Origin of the sequence: Nocardia sp. CA-135398 (assembly GCF_050955845.1) — a bacterium.
In the GTDB taxonomy this organism is placed as follows: Bacteria; Actinomycetota; Actinomycetes; order Mycobacteriales; family Mycobacteriaceae; genus Nocardia.
Genome location: NZ_CP192084.1, coordinates 392,765 through 417,833 on the forward strand (window position 1 = coordinate 392,765; position 25,069 = coordinate 417,833).

The following is a 25,069-nucleotide window of genomic DNA, read 5'->3' on the forward strand; positions in this document are numbered from 1 at the left end:
ACCAGGTCTTTCATGCGCGCACATTACTTGCGTTGACATTTAATGCGTGTGCATCTAAATTACCGAACGTGACTATGACAGCTACCGCATCCGATACCCGGACCGCCGCACCTACCGAACACACGCCGGGCAGGTGGAGCCCGAAGTTGTGGGCCGTGCTTTTCGTCGCCGGTCTGGCGATGTTCCTCGACGCACTCGACGTCTCGATGGTCGGCGTCGCCCTCCCGTCCATCGGATCCGAACTGGGACTCGACACCGAGAGCCTGCAATGGATCGTCAACGGCTACATCCTCGGCTACGGCGGCCTGCTGCTGCTCGGCGGTCGAGCCGCCGATCTGCTCGGCCGTCGGCAGGTATTCCTCACGGCCCTGGTGGTTTTCGGACTCGCCTCACTCGCGGGCGGTCTGGTCGATGACGGTGCGCTGCTGATCGCCAGCCGCATCATCAAGGGCGTGGCCGCCGCATTCACCGCACCCGCCGCACTCTCGATCATCACCACCACCTTCAAGGAAGGTCACGACCGCAACCGCGCACTGTCGATCTTCACGGTCTTCGGCGCCACCGGTTACGCCTCCGGGCTGATCGTCTCGGGTCTGCTCACCGGCATCGACTGGCGACTGACCTTCTACGTCCCGGTGCTGGTCGTCGCGGCCGTGGTGGTCACCGCCTACTTCGTGGTTCCGCGCAATATCGAGAAGGAGCAGGGTCGCGTCGACTTCGCCGGTGCCGCACTGCTGACCGGTGGCATGCTGGCCGCCGTCTACACCATCGTCACCGCACCCGAAAAGGGCCTCACCGCAACGGTTGTCGCGACCGCGATCATCGCCGTTGCCCTGCTGAGCGCGTTCTTCGTGGTGGAGAACAAGGTGGCGCACCCGCTGGTGCGGCTGAGCATCTTCAAGGTGAAGTCGATCGTCCGGGCGAATCTGGCCGCGCTGGCCATCTTCGGCTCCTACATCAGCTTCCAGACGATCGTGTCGCTGTACCTGCAGAACACCCTGGGCTGGGAGCCGCTGAAGATGGCGCTGGCACTGGCGCCTACGGGCATCATCGTGGCGATCCTGTCGCCGGTCGCGGGCAAGCTGATCGACCGCTATGGCACCACGCCGATGATCATCGCCTCGATGACCTCGTTCGTGATCGGGTACGTCTGGTTCATCTCCTTCGGCGGTAGCGCCGACCCGACCTACGTCGTGGACTACCTGCCCGCGTTCCTGCTGCTCGGCCTCGGCTTCGCACTCGGCTTCTCCTCGGTCATGGTGCAGGCCACCGAGGGCATCGCCGACCACGAGCAGGGATTGGCCTCGGGACTGGTGCAGACCTCAGGTCAGATCGGTGGCGCGGTGGTGCTCGCCGTGGTCACCGGCCTGATCAGCGGTGGCGCCGCCACCAGCATCGCGCAGTACCGTCCGGGCCTGTACCTGGTCACCGTGGTCGCGCTGGTCGGGCTGATCGCCTCGGCCACCGCACTGCTGGCCCGTCGTCAGTTGGTCGCGGAAGCGGCGTAACCGAATAGCCCGGGATCGGGCGAGCCAGTCACCCCATGGGGGTCGCCGAAGTGGCGGCCCCCATTCGGCTTTTCGGACAAACCGTGCTTTGGGCCACATTTGGTCGGAACCCGGTGCGCGCCAAGGATTTCGGAACGAACCACGCATTCGAGGAGTTCCCGCCTTGCCGACAGGGCTTGGTGCGCGGCGATTTCGATGTTAACTTTGATCCCATGTCTTCGAGCCGTCCGACCGCACTGCGGGTCACCTACGTGACCGCCGCACTGGGTCTGCGACTGCCGTTGACTCGCGAACTGTGTTGTTCCTGCTGCAGCTGAGCCGCTCTTTCGGCTCGTGCGCTGCCCCGCCGCCGCACTGTAGGCACGTCCCGTGGTACGGGACTTCAGCAAGGAATCTTCATATGTCCCTTCCCACCCTTGATCGATCCGGCTCCAGGGTCGTCACCGGTCGTGTCCGTGTCCAGCGCCCCGTCGTCGCGCCGGAGTTCCGCATCGCCGACAATCCGGCGGCAGCCGTGCTGCGCGCCGCGACCGGCGGCCCCGTCTCCCGTGACAATGCCGCGCGCACAACGGGTTTGAGTATCGCGACGGTGAACCGCCAGGTTTCCGCACTGTTGGCCGCCGGCTTGCTGCGGGAGCGGCCCGACCTGACCGCATCGGGTGCGGTCGGACGTCCGCGGGTGCCGTTCGAAATCGACCACGAGGCCTACCTGACCCTCGGCATCCACATCGGCGCCGCGGTCACCAAGATCGTCGCGGCCGATCTGCGCGGGCGCATTCTCGGCGGGCTGGCCATCGCGACGCCGCAGACCGGTCAGGACTTCGCGACAACGACCGTCGCGCGCAGCGCCAAGGCCTTCCTGCAACGCTGGCATCGGCGCAAACCGCTCTGGGCCGGTGTGGCGATCGGTGGCCGCGTCGATCCCGCGACCGGTATCGTCGACCATCCCAAGCTGGCTTGGCAAGGGGCGCAGGTCGGTTCGGTGCTCGGCGAGGTGCTGGAGCTGCCGGTTTCGGTGGCGCCGCACGTCGAGGCGATGGCCGCCTCGGAGCTGCTCTTGCCGACCGGTGAGCCGCGCGGGACCGGTGGTCCGGGCAGCAGCCTTTACTTCTATGTTCGCGAAACCGCTGGTATCGCGGTGACTTTGGACGGCCGGGTGCATACGCCGAGCAGCGGTCCCGGTTCGATCGCGCACTTCCCGACCGGCTCCGATGTGGAATGCACCTGCGGACGGCGCGGCTGCCTAGAGGTGACCGTCGGTGATCGGTCGCTGCATGCCAGAGCCGTTGGGCGCGGGATCATTCCGGCGCACAAGGGCACCGGCGGCAGCACCATCGCCGACCTGTACCGCGCCGCCGAGGCGGGTGCGGCGGATGCGCAGGAGCTGCTCGCCGAGCGCGCCACCATCCTCGGCCACACCGTGGCGATGGTCCGGGACATGCTCAATCCGGACCGGGTGATCCTCGGCGGCCAGGCCTTCACCGGCTACCGCCCCGCGGTCGCCCACGTAGCCCGCGCCTTCACCCAATCCTCCCAACTCGCACCGACCGATATCCGCATCAGCGGATTCGGCGGCAAGGTGCAGGAATTCGCCGCGGTGGTCACCTCGCTGAGCGCCATCTACGCCGATCCGCTCTCCGCCATCCGCCGCACCGCACTGAACGACTGATCGCCGAGCACGATCGACCGGCCACCGAGATGTCTCGGGTGGCCGGTCGATCGCGTTGTGCCCCCAGGTATTCCGCGACTGTATTCCGTAGCTCGGCCGATACCGGTGGCCTTTGATCGCGGGGCCGTCCTTCGCGACGAGCGTGTTCCTGGCTGTGCAGGCACGTCACGTGGCTGTCGACCTATCGACTCGGAATAGGCCGATCGACGGCCACCGGCTCAGGCGAAGAGCGCTTCGAGCGCGGTGATGAAGTAGGGGAAGTGGCCGGCGAAGCGTTGCAGGTTGCGGTCGCGTTCGTAGGTGCCGAACCAGTAGAGGCCGGGTTGCGAGTCGGCGGCGAGGTTCAGGTCGCGGAAGGCACGGATCCAGTTGTCGGCGCGTCCGCCGATCACCATGAACGGCAGTGCTCTGGAGAAGACCAATTCCTGGTCGGCGGGTGGGATCTGGTCGCGGGTGGTCGCGTCGAGGCCGCGCTGCAGTGCGCGGATCCGGCCGACGAGCTCGCGGCCGTGTGCCGTGCGGACCGGTAGGAATCGTGGCAGCAGCACGGTCGCGACACCGGCGAGCAGGATCGCGACGCCGACCAGTGCGCTGCCCGAGGTGAGCGCCAAGGCGATGGTCGCCGCGATACCGCCGACGATCAGCGCCCCGCCCAACAGGATCGGCAGGCCGACGCGGGCCCGATCGATGAAGGCGCCGCGCTCGACCGCATCGGTGAGCATCGCGCTGCGCACCGGCTGGGACTGCACCCGGCCCGGCGCGCGCAATTCACCGACGGTCACCGAATCGGTGCCGTCCGGCAAGAGTGCGCGATAGACAGCCTTCTCGTAATCGCGCAGTTGGTCATCGGGGGCGTTCACCCGGTCGATGCGCCAATCGCTATCGCTGACGGGCGTGATCCAGATGTAGCGGCGCACGGCGAGATCGATCACCGTCGCGGCGATATCGCTCGGGTCGGCATGTTCATCGAGCAATACACCCGCCTCGCCGGGCAGGATGCCGTCCGGAGAGGTGAACTGGACCTGCTTCCCGTCCCGCAGCAGCGGGTCGATCGTCTCCGAACCCGTTGCGGCGGAGGCATTTTCCCGTCTGGTCTTGAACACGTACGCGGCCATGGCGGCCAGCGCGAGCAGCAGCACACCGAACGCGACGAGCACCGGAGTCGTGAAGGAAAAGGCGCCCGCCTCGCTGTTGTCGCGGATATCGGCGTTGGCGGGCACAGTGCCCGGCGGCATCTGCAATGTCAGGTCGATATTGTCGCCCTTGCGCAGGTCGGTCTGGCGCCAGTAGAGCACACCGTCGGCCTCGATCTGCAGATCCGAGCATTGCCGCAGATTGCCGGGCGGCCCCAGTTTGCAATCCACCACGCCCATCTCGTAGCTGGGGCTGATCAGGGATGCGTCGATCGAAGCGACATCGGCATTGATGGTGCCGAGCCAGCGGAAGACCTGGGTGCCCGGCGCGTCGCTGACCGTATTGTGGATCGTGTAGGTGAAGGTCGATTCGCCCGGCTTGGCGTCGATGGTGAACAGATCGTTGGCGACCGTCGCGGTACCGGTGCCCTTGGTATCGATATCGGTGACCTTGAAGACGCGTTCGACACCGTCGCCGACCTTGAGGCGCAGTGGCAGAGTCATTTTGAAGGCGCTGTCGGCGGGGACGGTCACCTTCTCGGTGACCTCGAGCACACCCTCGCGGCTGAGTTTCAGATCGGCGACAATATCGACGCCATCGGTTGCGGGCTCCGTGTGGGCAACCGGTGCGGCGGCCAGCATTCCCGCGGCGGCGAGAAGCAGCGCGCTCGCGGCGCCCCCCCGTAAAGTCAGCATGGCTGCCTACTCTAGACAAGTTGCTAAGCTGCGTCAGCAGCCCGGCGCGCGCGACGGGCCGCCAGGCGGAAGCGCAGCGTAACCACGAAGGGCCCCGGGAGCGCCGCGAATTCAACACGGTCGGCGATCATCGAGACGAGGGGGTACGGGGGACGTGACCCAACCACCGTACGGCTATGGTCCGGTTCCGCCTGGTGGACAACCGGTTCCGCCGCGTCCCGGTTCGCCATACGGGCAGCCCGTATACCGTCCCGCGCCGGGGCAGCCTCCCTATGCTCGGCCCGGATATGGTCACCAGCATGGTTATCCGCCCGGTTACGGCCAACCGGGTTATGGTGCGCCGCAGGGCTACGGCCAGCCCGGTTATCCAGCGCCCGGATACGGCCAGCGCGCGCCGATGCCCTACGGTCCGCCCGGACGTCCACCGCAGCGGCGCAAGAACGGTGGCGGTGGATGGATCGCACTGCTGCTGATCATTGTGTTCGTGGTCGCGGGTGGTCTTGTGCGCGGCGCGATTTCGCACGGCAGGCAGAGCAGCACCTCGTCGGGACCCGGCGCGAGCATGACCTACACGCCGGATTCGAACGGTGGCGTATCCGAGACCGGCACCAACCCGCTACTGACCGATCAGAACACCACACTGATCCCGGCGAAGTGCTCGTACTCGCCGTGGAGCACCCAGGTGGACACCGCGCGCAAGTTCTTCGAGACCGCCGCGGCTTGCCTGGAATCGGCGTGGAAACCCGTACTGGCACAGAAGAATCTGCCATTCCAGTCGCCGACGCTGAATGTCAGCGCGACCACGGACGGCATCACCACGCCGTGCACCGGCTCCACCAGTAATTTCGCCGCGTTCTACTGCCCGGCGAACAAGACGATCTACATGCCGATCAGTCAGTTGCAGACCGATCTGTTCAAGGACAACTGGATCGTCTACCTGTCGGTCTTCGCCCACGAGTACGGTCACCATGTGCAGGCCATGGCGGGAATCCTGCGTAAAGCCAATAGCGATCGTGTCGACGCGGGCGTGCGCAGCGACAGGGGTCTGGAACTCTCGCGCCGAATCGAGTTGCAGGCCAACTGCTTCGACGGCATGTACCTCGGCTCGTCGGCCAACGGCGGTTCGCTGACTACGGCGCAGATCACCCTCGCGCGCCGCGACGCGCACGGCCGCGGCGACCAGCGTGGCGATATGCGCGATCACGGGACCGCGGCGAACGGCGGCACATGGTTCGAGATCGGGGTGGACAAAGACCGTGCGGCACAGTGCAATACCTTCACCGCGTCGGCCAGCTCGGTGTCGTGAGTAGATGACGCAGCCCGCCGTACGCCTATTTCGACGCACAAGGGGCTCGTGCCACGCAGGACACCTACGGGCGCGGCGATAAGCAGGGTGATGCGCGCGATCACGGCACGGGGCAGAACGCGGGGGACGGGTTCGCGCAGGGCTACAAGACCGACTGGACATCCCAGTGCAACACCTGGCTGGCCGCCTGGGACCAAGTCGCGTAGCTGTGTCGTCGGCCGCGTGGTGACCTCGGGTTGAGCCAGCTGTTGGTGTTTCGTATCAGTGATCGCCACCGTGCGGCTGCCCGAAGTGCCCTTCGCCCAAGCGTCGCGGCGCATGTCCGTGCACGCCTTCGGCATATGCGGTCTCCGCATGCAGTGCGAAGTCGATGCCCGCGGTCTCGTCTTCCTTGCTGACCCGGAATCCGATGAGCCGGTCGATGGCCTTACCGAGCACGAAGGAGACCGCGAACGCATACACCGCGACCACCAGCACGCCGACCAGCTGCTTGCCCAACTGCGCGAGTCCGCCGCCGTAGAACAGACCCTCGACACCACCGGTCATCACCTGGTTGGCCAACAGTCCGATCAGCAGTGTGCCGACGATGCCGCCGACGAAGTGCACACCGACCACATCGAGCGAATCGTCATAGCCCGCCTTGAATTTCCAGCCGACCGCGAATGAGCACACCACACCCGCCGCCAGACCGACGATGAGCGCGCCGAGCGTATTCACCGAACCGCACGAAGGCGTGATCGCGACCAACCCGGCTACAACACCCGATGCCGCACCGAAGGTGGTCGGCCGACCGTCGCGGATCTGCTCGACCGCGAGCCAGCCGAGCATGCCCAGACAGCCCGCCACCAGGGTGTTGAGGAATACCGCTGCCGCAACACCATTCGCGGTCAGCGCCGACCCGGCATTGAAGCCGAACCAGCCGAACCACAGCAGACCCGCGCCGAGCAGCACGAACGGCAGATTGTGCGGCCGCATCGCATCGGTCTTGAAGCCGATGCGCGGGCCGAGCACGAGGGCCAGTGCCAGTGCGGACGCGCCGGAGGCGATCTCCACGACCATGCCACCGGAGTAGTCGAGCGCGCCGAAGGAGGCCAGCCAGCCGTCCGGACCCCACACCCAATGCGCGATCGGTACATAGACCGCCAGCGCCCACAGCGGCACGAAGACCATCCAGCCCGCGAATTTCGCGCGGTCCGCGATCGCACCGCTGACCAGTGCCGCGGTCAGGATCGCGAAGGTCAGCTGGAAGGTGGCGAACAGCAGTTCCGGAATCGTGCCGTGTACCGAATTCGGATCGATGCCGGCCATCCCGAAGTGGTCGAGATTACCGATCAGACCGCCGCCCGCGTCGCTGCCGAATGCCAGGCTATAACCGGCCAGCAGCCACACCACGGTTACCAGCGGGATCGCGATGAAGTTCATCATCAGCATGTTGAGTACGCCGGTCGAGCGCACCATCCCGCCGTAGAAAATGGCCAGCGCGGGCGTCATCAGCAGCACCAGGGCAGTGCTGATGAGCAGCCAGGCGGTGGCCGCGGGATCGATGGTTGAGGACACGGGGTAACTCCTTCCACGCGTACATGCGTTGCGAAGAAGTTACCGAATGCTCACATCGTCGCTGAATATCGGCCCAGACAGTTCAGCGCCGTGCCTTCTTGGCCAAGGCCCGCAGGCCGCGCCGTCCTGGCACGGGCAGGTCCTCGCATTCGGCCATCCATTCGGCGGTGGTGAGCCACCGGCGCTGGATCCGCGCGTCGGCGGTGTCGTGGAAGATCCGGCGGCCGCGGTCGTCACGCAGGTCGTGGGCGAGGGTGGACCAGCGCGGCGGACGGTCGTTCTCGGCCAGATGGTCGCGCAGGTAGGTCGCCACGATCGTGCCGATCGTATTGACCGGTCGCAGCGAGACTCGATTGCCGTACTTCGCCGAGTAGAAACGCCTTGCGGCGCACAGGGATCCGGGATTGGCATTGGAGGCGATCCAGCCCGCGCGCTGGGCCCGTTCGATCAACCAGAGGTGTTTTACCGCGGTCGGGGCGATATCGCCGATCCGTTCCCGGATCAGTGCCATCACCGGTTCGGACTGCAGCACGTCACGTCGAGTGGGGCCGGTGCCGTGGGTGATCCAATGGTCCTCGGCCAGCCGGGCCAGTATGCGGCCGAAGTCATCGATGCTGCGCTGGGCCCGGCGGCCGAGGCGTTCGATGCGTTCGGCCTCCCGGCGCATCTCGTTCTGCGCCGTGAGGGTGCGGATCGCCGCCATGGTCGGCACCTGGCCGCGTTCCAGTAGTTCGAGGATGGCGGCAGCGGTCGACGGATCGGCGGCTGCGGCCACCGGTAGCGAATCGCGCTTGATCGCGAAGTCCTGGGGGCTGATCGCCCGGCTGAGCAGGTCGACGGCGGCATGGTCGTCGGCGAAATCGGTGCTCGAAAGCCAGGCGGCGGCGATGTCGTCACACGACGGCACGGTGGAAATTTCCTCCGGTGAAAGTGGTGTGATTCGGCGAAAAGCGCCGGGATTTATGGGATTTCAGGTTGTGCCCCGGTCGGGATGAGGGACCGGCCGGGGCCACCAACCTGATGAAGGTTTGGCTACCGAAGTTGCCGATAACCACGGTAGCCAGGCGATTGCGTCGATGTCATGCTGGTTGATTGATTCGTTATCTCCGCAAATAGCTCTCGAACCGGGGCGTGAGTACAACTAATCGGCGCGAAGTGCACTGGACGGGCGCCAAAGTTCGCTGTTCGTCCGTTCTCGATCTTCGATTGCTCCGCCATTGCCGCCTTCGCGGCTGATCAGTGGGGGCTAACAAAGGTTTGAGCATCCTGTGATCTACATCACATAGCCTGCCCGAAACGCCCGGCAGCACGCCGCGCCCGGCCTGTCGGTCGAGGGGAATGCGCTTTGTCGGTGGGCGCCGGTAACCTCTGGCCGTGGCTCTGTACCGGAAGTACCGACCGGCAACGTTCGCTGAAGTGGTGGGGCAGGAGCACGTCACTGACCCGCTGAGTACCGCGCTCGACACCGGTCGCATCAGTCATGCCTATCTGTTCTCCGGTCCCCGGGGCTGCGGCAAGACCTCCTCGGCGCGCATCCTCGCGCGCTCGTTGAACTGTGTGCAGGGTCCTACTTCGACACCGTGCGGTACCTGCCCGTCCTGTGTCGCGCTCGGTCCGGGCGGACCGGGCAATCTGGACGTGATCGAACTGGACGCCGCGAGTCACGGTGGTGTCGACGACACCCGTGAACTGCGTGACCGGGCCTTCTACGCGCCCGCGGAGTCGCGGTATCGGGTGTTCATCGTCGACGAGGCGCATATGGTCACCACGGCCGGGTTCAATGCGCTGCTCAAGATCGTCGAGGAGCCGCCCGCCCACCTGATCTTCATCTTCGCCACCACCGAGCCGGACAAGGTGCTGCCCACCATCCGCTCGCGCACGCACCACTACCCGTTCCGGCTGCTGCCACCCGCCACCATGCGCGGACTGCTCGGCAAGATCTGCGAGCAGGAGCAGGTGCCGGTCGAGGAGGCGGTGTACCCGCTGGTGATTCGCGCGGGCGGTGGATCGCCGCGCGACAGCCTGAGTGTGCTCGACCAACTCCTCGCGGGCGCCGGGCCCGAGGGCGTCACCTATTCGCGGGCGGTTTCGCTGCTCGGCGTCACCGATGTCGCGCTGATCGACGACGCGATCGACGCGCTCGCCGCCAGCGATGGCGCTGCTCTCTTCGGCACCATCGACCGCGTCATGGAGGCGGGCCACGATCCGCGCCGCTTCGCCGTCGACCTCCTGGAGCGCCTGCGTGACCTGATCCTGCTGCGGGCCGTGCCCGACGCCGCCGACCGCGGCCTGGTCTCCGGCCCCGGCGATGTTCTGGACCGCATGCGCGAACAGGCCGAACGCGCCGGTCCGGCCACCCTGGCCCGGCATGCCGAACTCCTGCACGAGGGCCTCGGCGAAATGCGCGGCGCCACTGCCCCTCGCCTGCTGCTCGAAATCGTCTGCGCCCGCATGCTCCTCCCCTCGGTCTCCGACGCCGAGTCGGCAACCCTGCAACGGCTGGAACGCCTCGAGCGCGGCATCGCCACCGGAGCGATCACCCCAACCGCCGCCCCCGCCCAGTCCTCCGACTCGACACCCGCCACGTCCCAGCCTGCGACGGCCCAGTCGGCCGCACCCCGCGCCTCCGGCGAACCCCCACGCCGCCGAGGCGCGGAAATCCTCGCCGCGGCCCGCCGCGAGAAGGACGCCAACCGCGCGGGCTCCGGCGCAGCGACTGACCCGGCGCAGGCTGATGCTCCCGCGCAGTCGAGTGCGTCGGGGCAGTCTGGTGGCTCTGGGCAGTGGGGTGGGGCCGCACAGGCTGGCAATTCATCGCAGTCAGGTGCCTCCGGGCAGTCTGGTGGCTCCGCGCAGACGGGTGCCCCGGGGCAGTCTGGTGGCCCTGCGCAGGCGGGTGCTTCTGGCCGAGCTGGTGGCTCCGCGCAGGCGGGTGCTTCTGGTCAGGCTGGTAGCCCTGCGGCGGTGGGTGCTTCTGGTCTGGCTGGTGACTCCGGGCAGGCCGGTGGCCCTGCGCAGTCGGGTGGCCTCTCGCAGCCTGGCGGTTCTGGGCAAGCTGGTGGGACGGGGCAGAGTTTGCCTGCGGAGCGTGCGGCGGTCGCGGAACGGCAGTCGTCTGCCGGGCGTGGTGCCGAGTCAGTGGGGCAGGGGGCGGAGGATTTCGCTGCTCGCCAGAGTGCAGCCGAGTCCGGTATCGATAGCCAGAACTTGGCTGGGGGGCAGGATCCGGCGGCCGCGGTCGACCGCCAGCATTCGGCTGTCGGGCAGAGCGGGGTCGCAGGGCAAGGCGACGCAGGTGTCGGATTCGCTTTCGTGCCGGGCGATTCGACGGCGGAGCGCGGCGAGGCGCCGACGGGTGCGGTGCAGAGTCCCACAGCCGTCGACCGTGGTTCGAGCACTGGACAACTCGACGCGACAGAGGTGACCGGCGTGGATGCCTCCGCCGGGACAGGCGGCGCATCCGTCGACGCGGCGTACTCAGGACAAGCACGCTTCGATGCTGCACCGGGTGCTGGCGCTGCTTCGGTCGATGCCGCTCCGGGCGAAGATTCCGCCTCGTCTTCCGCCGTCGAATCTGCGGATCGAGCCATCGCGCCCAACCGCGGTGACGCCGAGTTTGCTGGTGCCGCGGGTTCGCGGGCTGCCGCCGGATTGCTGGAACCCGAAGGGACGCTGGCGGTCTCCGAGTCGACTACATCCCGACAGCGCGACAGCGCGGCAGTCGCGGATTCGGCAATGTCGTCGAATTCGGAAGCTGCGCAGTCGATTTCGGCTCAATCATCCGACCCGACTGCCGCAGTTCGGAGCTCGGACCAGGGTGGCGCGGAGGCTGCGCAGTCGATTTCGGCCCATCAGTCCGACCCGACTGCCGCAGTTCGGGGTGCGGAGGCCGCGCAGTCGACTTCGGCTCAGCAGTCCGAGCGAGCCGCCGTGCAGCAGGGGAGCGCGCAAGGTGCCGCGCAGAAGAGCGGGGCGCAGGGGCTCGCGGAACAGGCCGATGCGGAGGCCGGGAGGCAAGGGGATGGGGATCTGCTGCGGGCGGTGGAGGGGGCCTGGGGGGAGATTCGGGCGAAGGTTCGGGAGTTCGGGCCTACGGTGCAGGCGTTGCTGTCGGGGGCGTCGGTGGCGCGGATCGAGGGGGAGGTGATCGTATTCGCGCATCAGCATGCGCCGTTGGCGCAGCGGCTGTCGGATCCGCGCAATGTGCAGGCGGTGCGGTCGGCGGTGCGGGCCGTGCTCGGCAGCGATCATCCGGTGCGCTGGGAGGCGGGTGGGGCCGCGCCCCGGCCCGCGGCTGCCGCGCCGAAGACGAGGGGGCGTGGTCAGGGCGCGAATGCGCCGGGACGTGAATCCGGCAATCCGCCCGGGCCCGGTTCGGATGCGCCCGCGCCGCCGCGGTTCTCGCGGCCGAGTCAGGCCAGGGCGGCGGCTGATCCAGCGGCGGGCACTGGTCAGCGGCCCGCGCCGAGTGGTGACGCGCGGTCGTTCCGCGGCGACGACGATATTCCGCCGCCCGATTTCCCGGATCTCCCGGACGACCCCGGCCCGATGGATTACGCGCCGATCGATGCCGTCCCGCCGCCCTCCACCCCGGAGGAGGAGCAGGAGATGCTGGCCGAATCGCAGACCCCAGTGGCGCCGGGGGATCGGCGCGACCCGGATGAGGTGGCCTTGGAGTTGCTCAAAAGTGAGCTGGGTGCCACACGGCTGGACGGTTGACAACCCTCGTTCACTGGACGTTAAGTTAACCGGAGTTCGCACTCGACGGTAGTATGGACGGGTGGCCGCGAGCCGCGGTATGGCGAAGTTCTATGGTATGCGCAGGCATGCGTGTACCGAGTACTCGTCATCGCCGCTGCTTGTCGACTTTTGTACAGCGTCAGGACGGTCGGTCCCCGGACCGGTCGGCGAGGTCACTCGCATGGACGGACGAATGTTCGGCCGCCGCACCCTTAAGGAAGGAACACTCCGATATGACCACAGAGGCCTACATTTACGAGGCCATCCGCACCCCGCGCGGACGCGGCAAGAAGAACGGTTCGCTGCACTCGGTCAAGCCGATCGATCTGACTGTTGGTCTGATCCAGGAGCTGCGCGGTCGTTTCCCGAACCTCGACGAGGACCGGATCTCCGACCTGATCCTGGGTGTCGTCGCGCCGGTCGGTGACCAGGGCGCCGATATCGCCCGCACCGCCGTGACCGTGGCCGGACTGCCCGACACCGTCGGCGGCTTCCAGCTCAACCGCTTCTGCGCCTCCGGCCTGGAGGCCGTCAACCTGGCCGCGCAGAAGGTCCGCTCCGGCTTCGACGACCTGGTCATCGCCGGTGGTGTGGAGTCGATGTCCCGCGTGCCGATGGGTTCCGATGGTGGTGCCTGGGCGCTGGACCCGGCCACCAACTACGACACCTACTTCGTGCCGCAGGGTGTCTCCGCCGACCTGATCGCCACCATCGAGGGCTTCTCCCGCGATGACGTGGACGCCTACGCCGTGCGCTCGCAGGAGCTCGCCGCCAAGGCCACCACCGGCGGCTACTTCGCCAAGTCGATCGTTCCGGTCAAGGACCAGAACGGCCTCGTCGTGCTCGACAACGACGAGCACATGCGTCCCGGCACCACCGCCGAGGACCTGGCCAAGCTGAACCCGTCCTTCGCCGTGGTCGGCGAGATGGGCGGCTTCGACGCCGTGGCGCTGCAGAAGTACCACTTCGTCGAGAAGATCAACCATGTCCACCACGGCGGCAACAGCTCGGGCATCGTCGACGGCGCCGCGCTGGTGCTGGTCGGTTCGGAAGAGGCGGGCAAGGCCTCCGGTCTGACCCCGCGTGCGCGCGTCGTCGCGACCGCCACCAGCGGCGCCGACTCCACCATCATGCTGACCGGGCCGACCCCGGCCGCCAAGAAGGCGCTGGCCAAGGCGGGCCTGACCCTCGACGACATCGACCTGGTCGAGATCAACGAGGCCTTCGCCTCCGTGGTGCTGAAGTTCCAGAAGGATCTGCAGATCCCGGACGAGAAGCTGAACGTCAACGGTGGCGCCATCGCGATGGGCCACCCGCTGGGCGCCACCGGCGCGATGATCACCGGCACCATGGTCGACGAGCTGGAGCGCCGCAACGGCCGCTACGCGCTGATCACCCTCTGCATCGGTGGCGGCATGGGCGTCGCCACGATCATCGAGCGCGTCTAACCCCAACCGACAGCTGAGAATTCACGGCGGCGTTCGCGCAGGCCCGGAGGCGGTAGCTTGCGTAACCACGTAGGGACCGCGAACGCCGCCAATTAGACACAGGAGACACAGAGCTGTGAGCGAGACCAACATGATCGGTTGGGAGCAGGATTCGGACGGCATCGTCGTTTTGACGATGGACGACCCGAACCAGGGCGCCAACACGATGAACGAGCTGTACAAGAAGTCGATGACGGCCACCGTCGACCGGCTCGAGGCCGAGAAGGACAGCATCACCGGCGTGGTGATCACCTCGGCGAAGAAGACCTTCTTCGCGGGCGGCGACCTGAAGAACATGATGAAGGTCGGCCCGGAAGACGGCCAGGCCCTGATGGAAGAGCTCGGCACCATCAAGTCGGCGCTGCGTCGGCTGGAGACCCTGGGCAAGCCGGTGGTCTCGGCGATCAACGGCGCCGCCCTCGGCGGTGGCCTGGAGATCACCCTGGCGACCCACTACCGGATCGCCGCGGATGTGCCGGGCGTGCAGCTCGGCCTGCCCGAGGCGACCCTTGGCCTGCTGCCCGCCGGTGGCGGTGTCATCCGCACCGTGCGCATGTTCGGCCTGCAGGGCGCGCTCATGCAGTTCCTGCTGCAGGGCAACAAGTACCGTCCGGCCAAGGCCAAGGAGCTCGGCCTGATCAATGAGGTCGTCGGCTCGGTCGAGGAGCTGGTGCCCGCCGCCAAGGCGTGGATCAAGGCCAACCCCGAGGGCGGCGTGCAGCCCTGGGACAAGAAGGGCTTCAAGATTCCGGGCGGCACACCGTCCAGCCCGGCCTTCGCCGCCAACCTCCCGGCCTTCCCGGCCAACCTGCGCAAGCAGCTCAAGGGCACCAACATGCCCGCACCGCGCGCCATCATGTCGGCCGCGGTCGAGGGTTCGCAGGTCGACATCGACAACGCGTCGCTGATCGAATCGCGCTACTTCGTCTCGCTGCTGACCGGCCCGGTCGCGAAGAACATGATCCAGGCGTTCTTCTTCGACCTGCAGTCGATCAACAACGGTGGTTCGCGGCCCAAGGATGTCCCGAAGAAGGAGATCCGCAAGGTCGGCGTGCTCGGCGCGGGCATGATGGGCGCGGGCATCGCCTACGTCTCGGCCAAGGCGGGCTACGAGGTCGTGCTGAAGGACGTCACCATCGAGGCGGCCGAGCGCGGTAAGAACTACTCCGAGAAGATCGAGGCCAAGGCCCTCTCGCGCGGCAAGACCACCGAGGAGAAGTCCAAGGCGCTGCTGGACCGGATCAAGCCGACCGCGGACCCGGCCGACTTCGCCGGTGTCGACTTCGTCATCGAGGCGGTCTTCGAGAACACCGAGCTCAAGCACAAGGTGTTCCAGGAGATCGAGGACATCGTCACCCCGGACGCGCTGCTCGGCTCGAACACCTCCACCCTGCCGATCACCGGTCTGGCGACCGGTGTGAAGCGCCAGGAGGACTTCATCGGCATCCACTTCTTCTCGCCGGTCGACAAGATGCCGCTGGTGGAGATCATCAAGGGTGAGAAGACCTCCGATGAGGCGCTGGCCCGGGTGTTCGACTACACCCTCGCGATCAAGAAGACCCCGATCGTCGTCAACGACAGCCGCGGCTTCTTCACCTCGCGCGTGATCGGCACCTTCGTCAACGAGGCGATCGCCATGCTCAACGAGGGCATCGAGCCCGCGACCATCGAGCAGGCCGGTCTGCAGGCGGGCTACCCGGCCGCGCCGCTGCAGCTGTCGGACGAGCTGAACCTGACGCTGATGCAGAAGATCGCCAAGGAGACCCTCGAGGCCGCCGAGAAGGGTGACAACACCCTCGGTGTGAAGCGGCACCCGGCTCAGGATGTCATCGACTACCTGGTCGAGCAGGGTCGCCCGGGTCGTCTGGGCAAGGCCGGCTTCTACGAGTACGACGAGGACGGCAAGCGACTCGGCCTGTGGCCGGGGCTGCGCGAGCACTTCAAGACCACCGCAGGTTTCGGTGTGCCGCTGCAGGATCTGATCGACCGCATGCTGTTCATCGAGGCGATCGAGACCCAGAAGTGCTTCGACGAGGGTGTGCTCACCACCACCGCCGACGCCAACATCGGCTCGATCTTCGGCATCGGCTACCCGGCCTGGACCGGTGGTGTGCACCAGTTCATCGTCGGTTACCCGGGTGGCCAGGCGGCCTTCGTCGAGCGCGCCGACTACCTCGCCAAGACCTACGGCGAGCGTTTCGAGGTCCCGGCCTCGCTGCGCAAGTAGTCTCGCGGCAACTCACTGACGGCAAGCCCGTCACCGCATTTCGCGGTGGCGGGCTTTCGCCGTTTCGGGCCACCGCTCACCCAGTAGCCGATGGATCCGGTCCTCGCCGAGTCGAGTCCCGAGGCGGGCGGGCATGAACGGCATTGCCTCGATCCTGGCGGCCGACCCGCTCGATCCACGAAACCCCTTGTCCTGGCACGCTCTTACGTGCTGGGCATTGGCGCTTGCTGTCCAGTAGCCGCGGCGGTTCAGCTGGGGCGCAGGTCCTCGGCGGCCTGGTAGTACGCGTCGGCGGCGCGGGTGAAGTAGTCGAAGAGCACTTCGCGCTGTTCGGGTGAATAGCCGCCGATGATTTCGCCGATGGCGCGGCGGGCGGGGGCCAGGATTTCATCGAGATCGGCTGGCTTGTCGATCAATTCGACGATGACCTTGCGACGGTCGCCGCGGACAGGCACGCGGCGCACGTAGCCCGCGTCTTCCAGACGATCGATGAGACGGGTGGTCGGACCGGTGGTCAGTCCGCTGCGTGCGCCCAGTTCGCCGGGTGTCATGGCGCCGTTGAGTTCCAGGATGTTCAGGGCATAGAGGTCTGTCGCACCGAGGTCGACGGCGCGCGCGCCTGCCTGTCCGTGCAGCATGACCGCGCTGAGATAGCGACGGTAGACCTCGCTCGCGTCCTTGCGTGTCGGCGGTGTTGACACGGATACCTCCATCTTCTAATCTCTTCTTCAACGAAGAAACTTCTTAAACGAAGAAAGCTCTTCTAAGAAGAAATCTAGCACGGAGGACGAAATGAACAGCAATGACACCCGGGCGATCGAGGCCGTACTCGCGCAATTGGTGGACGCATGGGGCCGCGGCGATGCCGATGCCTACGGCACCGTCTTCACCGAAGACGCCACCTACACAAGCTTTCTTGGCACGCTCTACCGCGGCCGCGCCGATATCGTCGCCTCGCATCGCGCCCTGTTCGGCAGCGTCCTGAAGGGCACCCGGCTCGCCGACGACATCGTCGACATCCGCTTCTACGGCCCCGACACCGCGGTGGTCAACAGCCACGGCGACACCTATAAGGGCAAGCCCAAGCAGCTCACCAAGACCCAGACCTACACCATGGTCCGCCGCGACGGCCGCTGGCTGATCGCCGCCTTCCAGAACACCAAGCGCAACAAGCTCATGGAGCGCATCACCTACCTGTCCACCCCGGCCGCCCGCCCCGCTGCCGAGCGCTGAATCCCCACTGCCCCAAAGGATCCCGTCATGAACGCCCCCGCGCCCCGCAATCGCCGCCGCATCCTCTCGCGCGTCCTCGCCGCCTCCGCCATCACCCTCGGTGTCGCCGCGGGCGGCGGTTACCTCTGGCTGGACCAGACCTCGGACGTGCACAACCTCGGCACGACCGCCTGCACCACCGTCACCACGCCCGCGCCGCAGGCGGCCCGGGAAATCTGCGATCTGCTCGACCAACTCGCCGACGCCTGGGGTCACGGCGATGCCGACGCCTATGGCGCCCTTTTCACCGAGGACGCCACCTACACCAGCTTCGTCGGCACCTACTACCAGGGGCGCGCCGATATCGTCGAGGGCCACCGCGCCCTGTTCAAGGGCTTCAAGAAGGGCACCGAACTCACCGATTCGATCCTCGGTATCCGCTTCTACGGTCCGGACACCGCCGTGGTCACCAGCCGTGGCGATACCTACAAGGGCGACCCGAAGCAGCCCGCGGAGCTGTCGAAAACGCAGACCTACACCATGGTTCGCCAAGACGGTCGCTGGTTGATCGCCGCGTTCCAGAACACCCAGCGCAAGAACGTCATGGAGCGGATCTCGTTTCTCTACGATCCGGCGACCAGGCCCGCCGCCGAGCGCTGAGGCCGTCGGGGCCAGGCTATTTGGAAAGCCACCCGCTCGGGTTGATACCGCGCTACGTTGGAGTATGCGTGACATATCGGGCATCGCGAGATCGTTTCGCGATGTCCGATGTCCGTGTGTTTCTCGGTCGCCGGTGACGCCGATTCGATGTGAATTCGAGGTGGTCACATGAATCCACAGATGCGTTCGGGCAAGGCAAACGCCGGATCGACTCCGGCCGAATCGGACACACAGCGACATGCGCCCATCGATATCGTCGACGAGTTGGAGGCGATGGGCCTGTCGGATGCGGTCGAGATCGGCCGGGGCGGGTTCGGGGTGGTGTATCGCTGTGTCCAGTACGCATTGGACCGGGTCGTCGCGGTCAAGGTGCTCTCCTCGGAGATCGATGCCGAGAGCAGGGAACGGTTCCTGCGCGAGGAGCAGGCGATGGGCCGGTTGTCCGGCCATCCGAATATCGTCGACATCCTGCAGGTCGATGTCACCCCGACCGGTCAGCCGTTCATTGTGATGCCCTTCTGCACCCGGGGCTCGCTCGAACAGGTCATTCGGGACCAGGGTCCGCTCACCTGGGCGGATTCCCTGCGGGCCGGGGTGAAGCTGGCGGGCGCGATCGAGAGCGCGCATCGGGCCCAGATTCTGCATCGCGACGTCAAACCGGCGAATGTCCTGCTCAGCGCGTACGGCGAACCGCAGCTGACGGATTTCGGAATCGCCAGGATTCCGGGCGGTTTCCGCACTTCCAGCAGTTTGATCACGGGCTCGCCCGCCTTCACCGCGCCCGAGGTGCTCAAGGGTGACGATCCGACCGTCCGCTCCGATGTGTACGGACTCGGCTCGACGCTGTTCGCCCTGCTGACCGGCCATGCCGCCTTCGAACGGCAATCGGGGGAGAAGGTCGTCGCGCAATTCCTGCGGATCACGACCCAGCCGGTACCGGATCTGCACGGCCACGACATTCCCGACGATGTCGCCGACGCCATCCAGTATGCGATGGACACCGATCCGGAGAACCGGCCCGCTTCGGCCTTCGAGTTCGGCGAGCTGCTGCGCACGGTCCAGCGTGAGCACGATCAGATGCCCGATGAGATGGCGCTGCTGGATACGTCGGTGGTGGCGCCGGAGGAGACCGAACATCCGAACGCGGCCGAGGTGACGGTGACGCGACCGGCGGTTACCGCACGCCGCAGTTGGCCGTTGACGTTGCGTCCCGCGGTATCCCAGCATCCGGCCGACTCGACCTCGGTCGCGCCGACCATGCCCCCGACGGCGGCGACAAAATTCCGTCCGCCGACCCCCGCCCGCGAGCCGGTGCCGCGCCCGCGCCTGCTCGATACGCTGCGCGCCGGTGGCCGCCGCCGACTCGCGCTGATCCACGCACCGGCCGGCTTCGGCAAGAGCACGGTGGCCGCGCAATGGCGTAATGAGCTGGCCGATGGCGGGGTTCCGGTGGCCTGGCTCGGCATCGACCAGGACGACGATAACGAGATCTGGTTCCTGGCCCATCTCATCCAGGCGATCCGCCGGGTCCGTCCGGATATCGGTGAGGGTTTGGATCAGGTGCTCGAGGAGCGGCCCGCCGACGCGGTCGCCTATGTCATCTCCACGCTGATCGATGAGATCCACGCCAGCGGGACCACGGTCGTGGTGATCGTGGACGACTGGCACCGGGTCAGCGATGCGGGTGCGCGGCGGGCGATGGATGGGTTGTTGGACAACGGATGTCACCATCTGCGCTTCGTGGTGACCAGCCGGGAGCAGTCGGGTTTGCCGACCAGTCGGATGCGGGTGCACGACGAACTGGTCGAGATAGGTTCCTCGGCCTTGCGCCTGACCACTCCGGAGACCAAGGAAATCCTGGTGCAGCGCAATGGATTCGCGCTCACCGACAACCAGATCGAGGCGATTCACGCGGCCACCGACGGCTGGCCTGCCGCGGTCCAACTGGTGAGTTTGTCGTTGCGCGGCAATGTCGATCCGGATCGGCTGATCGCGAATCTCGCCGAGGGCAGTCACGGCATCCGCGAATATCTCGCCGAAAACGTCCTGGACGCGCTCGAACCCAAGATGCTCGACTTCCTGACCTCGATTTCGATCACCGAGCGGGTCAGCGGTTCGCTGGCCTCGGCGCTTTCGGAGCAGCCGGATGGTGAATCGCTGCTCGAGCAGGCCGAACAGCGCGAGTTGTTCGTCCGGCGCATTGCCCATGATCCCGAATGGTTCCGGATGCAGCCGCTGTTCGCCGAACATCTGCGGGCGCGGTTGGAGCGCGCCGATCCGGCCAGGTCGAAGGCATTGCACCGCAAGGCATCTCGCTGGTATGCCGAACACAATTTACTGCGCAAGTCGGTCGATCACGCACTCGCGGCAACGGATCTGAAGATGGCGCTGGATCTGCTCGAGAGCGGCGGCATGGACCTGATCGATAAGTCCCGTCTCGCGACGCTGCTCGGGACGGTATCGAAACTGCCGGTGCAGCAGGTGGCTTCGCGTTCCAAACTGCTGATGGCCGTGGCCAGGGCGAATGTGAATCTGCAGCAGCCCGCCGCGGCGCGCGCGGCCTTGGGCCGACTGTCCAATGTGCTGGCGCGCGGATCGTCCACCGATGACGATGCGGACCGGCAGCGCTGCCAGGCCGTGGTGCTCGCGGCGGCGGATCAGATCGCGCGTGACCACACCGAGGGTGTGCTCGACCGGGTGGCCGAATGCCTGGCGAAGCCCGATGGACTACCCGCCTGGACCGTATCGACCGCCGCGAATCTGACCTCGTTCGTGCGACTGTGCGAATTCGATTTCGACGGCGCGCGCGAAATCCAGGAATGGGCGCAGCCGTATCACGCCCGATCCAAGGATCCGCTCGGCGAGGTGTTCGGACTGTGCGGCAAGGGTGCCGCGGCCTATGAACAGCTCGATATCGCCACTGCCACAAGTTGTTTTCAGCAGGCGTGGCAGATCGCACGGGAGAAGTCGGGACCGCGTTCCGATGCGGTGCGGGTGGCCGCGGCGCTGCTCGGCGAATTGAGTTACCGCCGGGGCGATCTGGATACCGCCGATCGACTGCTCGACGACAGCCATCAGTTGGTCACCCGGGTCGGGCCGGTGGACTTCCTGATTTCCACCTTCGTGGTCGGTGCCAGGGTGAAGGCCGCGCTCGGCGATCTGTATACCGCCACCGCCCGGCTCGATGAAGGTGACCGAATCGCCGCCGATAACAGGCTGATTCGGCTCGCCGCGCATATCCGCGCCGAGCGGCTGCGGCTGGGACTGCTGACCGATACCGCCGCCCGGCGGGTCGCCGACGCCGGATACGAATCGGATATCTCCGGAACCATCCACCAGGCCCATCGGATGACGGGCGCGGCGGCGTTGGCCGCCGAGGCGGAAGAGCTCGCCGCGATCCGCGCGCTGCTTGCCGAACGTCAGCTGCGCGCCGATGATCGCGCGGTGCGCCGGGCCCGCGCGCTGCACGGCCGCATGGTCGAAAAACACCGTCCCCGTGCGGAATTGGATACCGCGCTGCTGCTCGCCGAATGTCTGGCCGCCTCCGGCTGGGTCGGCGAGGCGACCGGACTGCTGCTACCCGCGGCGGCCACCTGCGCCGAACACGGTTGGACCATGCCGCTTCTGGATGCGGGACCCGGGGTGCTCGGCATCCTGCGTGTGCTGCGCACCGAAATGCGTGCGACATCGGGACAACCCGACGAGCCGACGCTGCCCGCCCTGTTCCTGGATGAACTCCTGGGCTAGGACGGGCAGTATCGGTCGCTGATTACGGCTGCCACCACGGGCGCAGCGGCAGACCCGATTCGCCGTTCGGACCGAGCTTGACGCCGAGCACCTGGTGCAGCTGAACCACATTGCGCTGGAAGCCGAGTCGGCAACCGGCCATGTACAGGCCCCACACCTTCGCGGTGCCCTCGCCGACCTCTTCGACGCAGGCATCCCAGTTGGCGACCAGATTTTTACACCATTCGTGCAGGGTGAGCGCGTAGTGCTCGCGCAGGTTCTCCTCGTGCATCACCTCGAGGCCGACATTCTGGATCTCGGAGATGATCCGGCCGGAGCCGATCAGCTCGCCGTCCGGGAAGACGTAGCGGTCGATGAAGTCACCGGCCTTGGTGGTCCGGGTGTTGTCCGGCCTGGTGATGCAGTGGTTCAGGAACAGGCCGCCATCGCGCAGCTTGCTCTTGATGTATTCGAAGTAGAACGGGTAGTTGTGCACGCCGATGTGCTCGGTCAGACCGATCGAGGAGACGGCGTCGAAGGCGACCTCCGGGATGTCGCGGTAATCGGAATGCCGCACCTCGGCGAGATCGGACAGGCCCTGTTCGGCGATCTTCTGCTGGGCCCATTCCGCCTGCTCCGCGGAGAGTGTCGCGCCGATGACCTTGACGCCGCGCTTGGCCGCGTAGCGCACCATGCCGCCCCAGCCGCAGCCGATATCGAGCAGCCGGTCGCCCTCCTTCAGCCGCAGCTTGTCGAAGACAAGGCGGTACTTGTTCTCCTGCGCCTGCTCCAGGGTCCAGTTCTCGTCCCCGTAGGTCGCGCAGGTGTAGGTCATCGAGGGGCCGAGGACGTATTCGTAGAAGGTGTTGGAGACGTCGTAGTGGTGGTGGATGGCCTCGGCATCGCGAGTCTTGGAGTGCCGCAAGCCCTCCAGCGCGATCCGGCGCCAGCGCGGCAGCGTCTCCTGCGGCGGCGGCGCGATCGGCTTGAGCCGCTCCCACCCGAGCGAGCGGGCGATGGTGACCAGTGCCAGCGCCGACGGCCGACGGAACTTCAGGCCGTCCATCGCCTTCAGGATGTCGTACGGGTCGCCGGGGTGCACGCCGGTCGCGGTCAAATCGCCGGAGATGTAGGCGCGGGCCATGCCGAGATCACCCGGTGCGGTGGCGAGGTAGTTGATGCCGCGCGGGGTCTTGATCTCCAGGCTGTATTCCGAATCCTCCGGCCCGGTCGTGCTGCCGTCATAGGCGGTCAGCCGAATCGGAACCTCGCCGTCGATCAGCGTCTCGAAGATCTCGGCAATGCTGAGTTTTGTCCCGAGGTCCGCGAAGACATCGGAACGGTCCTTGAATGTAGTCATTTGCGTTGCACCGCCTTCGAATACAAATCCAGCAGTCGCTGGTCCGGGTCGTAGCGCTTCTTCAAATCGGTGTAGGTCTCGCCGCCGTACAGTGCCGCGAATTCATCCTTGCCGTAGTACGAATCCGAGTACAGGGATTTGTGCCCGTCGAACTCGCTGACGGTCTGCTCGATCGCGCGGTTGGCCTTGCCCTCCTGCTGACCTGCGACGGTCGGCACCGCGGACCAGAACCCGACATTGACGTAGGTACGGTTCGGCCGCAGTGGATACAGCGGCCATGGCCGCCCGGTGTTCGATGCGCCGTTTTCGCGCAGTCGCAGCGGGCACAGCCAGATCGGTTCGATCGGAATTTCGCGCAGGAACCATTCGACGAAATCCGCGGTCCGCTCGACCGGGACCTCGATGTCCTGCACCACACGCTCGCGCGGCGGATTGCCCTGGCGGGCTTCCAGTTTGTCGCCGATGTGGTACTTGTGATCGAGTGCGATGAGCTTCCAATAGAAGCTGCTGCGCCGGTAGCGTTTCGGCCAGAACCGGCGGATCTTGGGGTTCTGGGCGCCGAAGGCGCGCGAGCACCAGAACCAGTCGGTGTCCCAGCGCCAGAGATAGTCGTGGATGGTCAGCCGGTCGCGCTTGGGCCGCTCGGAATCGTGCTGAATGGACCGGTAGTAGATATCCATGCCGGTGTAGTCGCTGACCGGGCCGGGTTCGTCGGTCTGACGGCCCAGCGTCAGATAGCTTTCGTCGGCGGTGAAGACAACGCCGTCGAGGTAGTCCACGCGTTCGCCGTCGTAGCTCTTGTCCGTGACGATCCGGGCGAGCGTGGATTCCAACTCACGCAGATCGTGGAAGCGGACATGCCGCAGCGCCACATAGGGCTGGACGGTCTCCAGTTCGATCTTCAGGCGGACCGAATAGCCCAGGGTCCCGTAGGAGTTCGGGAAGCCGCGGAACAGGTCGGCGTGCTCGCCGTCCGGTGTCGCGGTGATGATCTCGCCCGCCCCGGTCAGCACATCCATCTCCAGCACCGACTCGTGCGGCAGACCGCTGCGGAACGAGCTCGATTCGATGCCGAGGCCGGTGACCGCGCCGCCGAGGGTGATCGTCTTGAGCTGCGGCACTACCAGCGGTGCCAGGCCGTAGGGCAAGGTCGCGGCTACCAGATCCTCGTAGGTGGTCATCCCGGCGACGTCCGCGGTCTTGGCTGCGGCGTCCACCGCGATGACCTTTGCGAGTCCGGAGACATCGAGGCCCGGGGCGGTGTTCTCGGCCCTGGCCCGGAACAGATTCGAGGTCTTCTTCGCCAGTCGCACGTTGGCGTTCGCGGGTATCGCGCGGTAACTGGCCAACAGTCGGTCCACACCCGCTCGGTGCGCGGCGAACCCTGATTCGTATGCGGCCGATGCGGGTCCGGCCTTCCCCAACAGACTCACTGCCACTCCTCGACGCTAGTACGCACCGGTAACACAAGCCACTGCGAGGTCACCGACGAGGGATAAATGTCACGCATCTGTTGCATCGGGAATACCCAGGACTCGCCGTGTCAGTCCGGCGGTGTTCCGGGCGGTTTCGAACACCCGTCTCGCACGATGTATTGCATGGATCCCCTCCGGCGCAATCTGATCGGGAAGCCTAACAGCGCGGACCGGTCCGTGTGCGGTGATCAACATCGCGGCGCGCGGACCGACCTGGGCGCCACGAAGCGGCGGGGACAGGGCAGGATAGGAAGCAACCGTAGCGATTGTTTACAGGTCGCTCGAAAAGGTCAGCAGCCGGACAAGGAGCTCA

General features: G+C 66.5%; 14 protein-coding genes and 1 pseudogene. 9 read left to right on the forward strand and 6 right to left on the reverse strand.

The window, feature by feature from the left end; translation table 11 throughout:
• The first annotated feature begins 74 nt into the window (after positions 1-74).
• Together ACQP1T_RS01775 and ACQP1T_RS01780 are read left to right on the forward strand one after the other, a co-directional pair.
• Positions 75-1,508: an MFS transporter gene (locus tag ACQP1T_RS01775; RefSeq protein WP_433761928.1), complete on the forward strand. Its 1,434-nt coding sequence runs from the start codon at positions 75-77 to the stop codon at positions 1,506-1,508.
• Positions 1,509-1,908: 400 nt separating this feature from the next.
• Positions 1,909-3,177, forward strand: a complete 1,269-nt coding sequence (locus tag ACQP1T_RS01780; protein ID WP_433758196.1) for an ROK family protein — start codon at positions 1,909-1,911, stop codon at positions 3,175-3,177.
• A gap of 218 nt (positions 3,178-3,395) precedes the next feature.
• On the opposite strand, the gene ACQP1T_RS01785 is transcribed toward ACQP1T_RS01780, so the two are convergent.
• Positions 3,396-5,006 carry a DUF2207 family protein gene (locus ACQP1T_RS01785; protein ID WP_433758197.1) on the reverse strand — a complete coding sequence of 537 codons (1,611 nt, stop codon included), beginning with the start codon at positions 5,004-5,006 and terminating at the stop codon, positions 3,396-3,398.
• 154 nt (positions 5,007-5,160) lie between these two features.
• Here ACQP1T_RS01785 and ACQP1T_RS01790 point away from each other — a divergent pair, with 154 nt between their 5' ends.
• On the forward strand, positions 5,161-6,312 hold the full coding sequence (locus ACQP1T_RS01790; RefSeq protein ID WP_433758199.1) for a neutral zinc metallopeptidase: 1,152 nt from the start codon (positions 5,161-5,163) through the stop codon (positions 6,310-6,312).
• Between the two features lie 261 nt (positions 6,313-6,573).
• Here the strand turns inward: ACQP1T_RS01790 and ACQP1T_RS01795 are convergent, their stop codons facing one another.
• Positions 6,574-7,869 (reverse strand): ammonium transporter, encoded by a 1,296-nt coding sequence (locus ACQP1T_RS01795; protein WP_433758200.1) that lies wholly within the window; start codon positions 7,867-7,869, stop codon positions 6,574-6,576.
• A gap of 82 nt (positions 7,870-7,951) precedes the next feature.
• Positions 7,952-8,776 (reverse strand): hypothetical protein, encoded by an 825-nt coding sequence (locus tag ACQP1T_RS01800; RefSeq protein ID WP_433758201.1) that lies wholly within the window; start codon positions 8,774-8,776, stop codon positions 7,952-7,954.
• 467 nt (positions 8,777-9,243) lie between these two features.
• Between ACQP1T_RS01800 and ACQP1T_RS01805 the strand changes: the two are divergent.
• The 3 genes and pseudogenes from ACQP1T_RS01805 to ACQP1T_RS01815 all read left to right on the forward strand — a co-directional run.
• Positions 9,244-10,881, forward strand: a pseudogene (locus ACQP1T_RS01805) (DNA polymerase III subunit gamma and tau); the annotation flags it as partial.
• Between the two features lie 1,961 nt (positions 10,882-12,842).
• Positions 12,843-14,057, forward strand: coding sequence for an acetyl-CoA C-acetyltransferase (locus ACQP1T_RS01810; RefSeq protein ID WP_397037550.1), 1,215 nt, complete (start codon positions 12,843-12,845; stop codon positions 14,055-14,057).
• A 115-nt stretch (positions 14,058-14,172) separates the two neighbouring features.
• Entirely contained in the window at positions 14,173-16,323 is a 2,151-nt protein-coding gene (locus ACQP1T_RS01815; protein WP_433758202.1) for a 3-hydroxyacyl-CoA dehydrogenase NAD-binding domain-containing protein, read from the forward strand.
• 248 nt (positions 16,324-16,571) lie between these two features.
• On the opposite strand, the gene ACQP1T_RS01820 is transcribed toward ACQP1T_RS01815, so the two are convergent.
• Positions 16,572-17,024: a MarR family winged helix-turn-helix transcriptional regulator gene (locus tag ACQP1T_RS01820; RefSeq protein WP_433758203.1), complete on the reverse strand. Its 453-nt coding sequence runs from the start codon at positions 17,022-17,024 to the stop codon at positions 16,572-16,574.
• Between the two features lie 91 nt (positions 17,025-17,115).
• On the opposite strand from ACQP1T_RS01820, the gene ACQP1T_RS01825 reads away from it, so the two are divergent.
• The 3 genes from ACQP1T_RS01825 to ACQP1T_RS01835 all read left to right on the forward strand — a co-directional run bounded on the left by ACQP1T_RS01825 (position 17,116) and on the right by ACQP1T_RS01835 (position 21,942).
• A complete protein-coding gene (locus ACQP1T_RS01825) occupies positions 17,116-17,556 on the forward strand; it encodes an SgcJ/EcaC family oxidoreductase (RefSeq protein ID WP_433758204.1) in 441 nt (146 codons plus the stop codon).
• A 27-nt stretch (positions 17,557-17,583) separates the two neighbouring features.
• A complete protein-coding gene (locus ACQP1T_RS01830; protein ID WP_433758205.1) occupies positions 17,584-18,195 on the forward strand; it encodes an SgcJ/EcaC family oxidoreductase in 612 nt (203 codons plus the stop codon).
• 168 nt (positions 18,196-18,363) lie between these two features.
• The gene (locus ACQP1T_RS01835) at positions 18,364-21,942 is read left to right on the forward strand and encodes a protein kinase domain-containing protein (RefSeq protein WP_433758206.1); all 3,579 of its coding nucleotides are present in this window, start codon (positions 18,364-18,366) and stop codon (positions 21,940-21,942) included.
• 22 nt (positions 21,943-21,964) lie between these two features.
• On the opposite strand, the gene ACQP1T_RS01840 is transcribed toward ACQP1T_RS01835, so the two are convergent.
• Together ACQP1T_RS01840 and ACQP1T_RS01845 are read right to left on the reverse strand one after the other, a co-directional pair.
• On the reverse strand, positions 21,965-23,281 hold the full coding sequence (locus ACQP1T_RS01840; protein ID WP_433758207.1) for a class I SAM-dependent methyltransferase: 1,317 nt from the start codon (positions 23,279-23,281) through the stop codon (positions 21,965-21,967).
• Positions 23,278-24,714: an FAD-binding oxidoreductase gene (locus tag ACQP1T_RS01845; RefSeq protein ID WP_433758208.1), complete on the reverse strand. Its 1,437-nt coding sequence runs from the start codon at positions 24,712-24,714 to the stop codon at positions 23,278-23,280. Before ACQP1T_RS01845 ends, ACQP1T_RS01840 begins: the two co-directional genes overlap by 4 nt.
• Positions 24,715-25,069 lie beyond the last annotated feature (355 nt).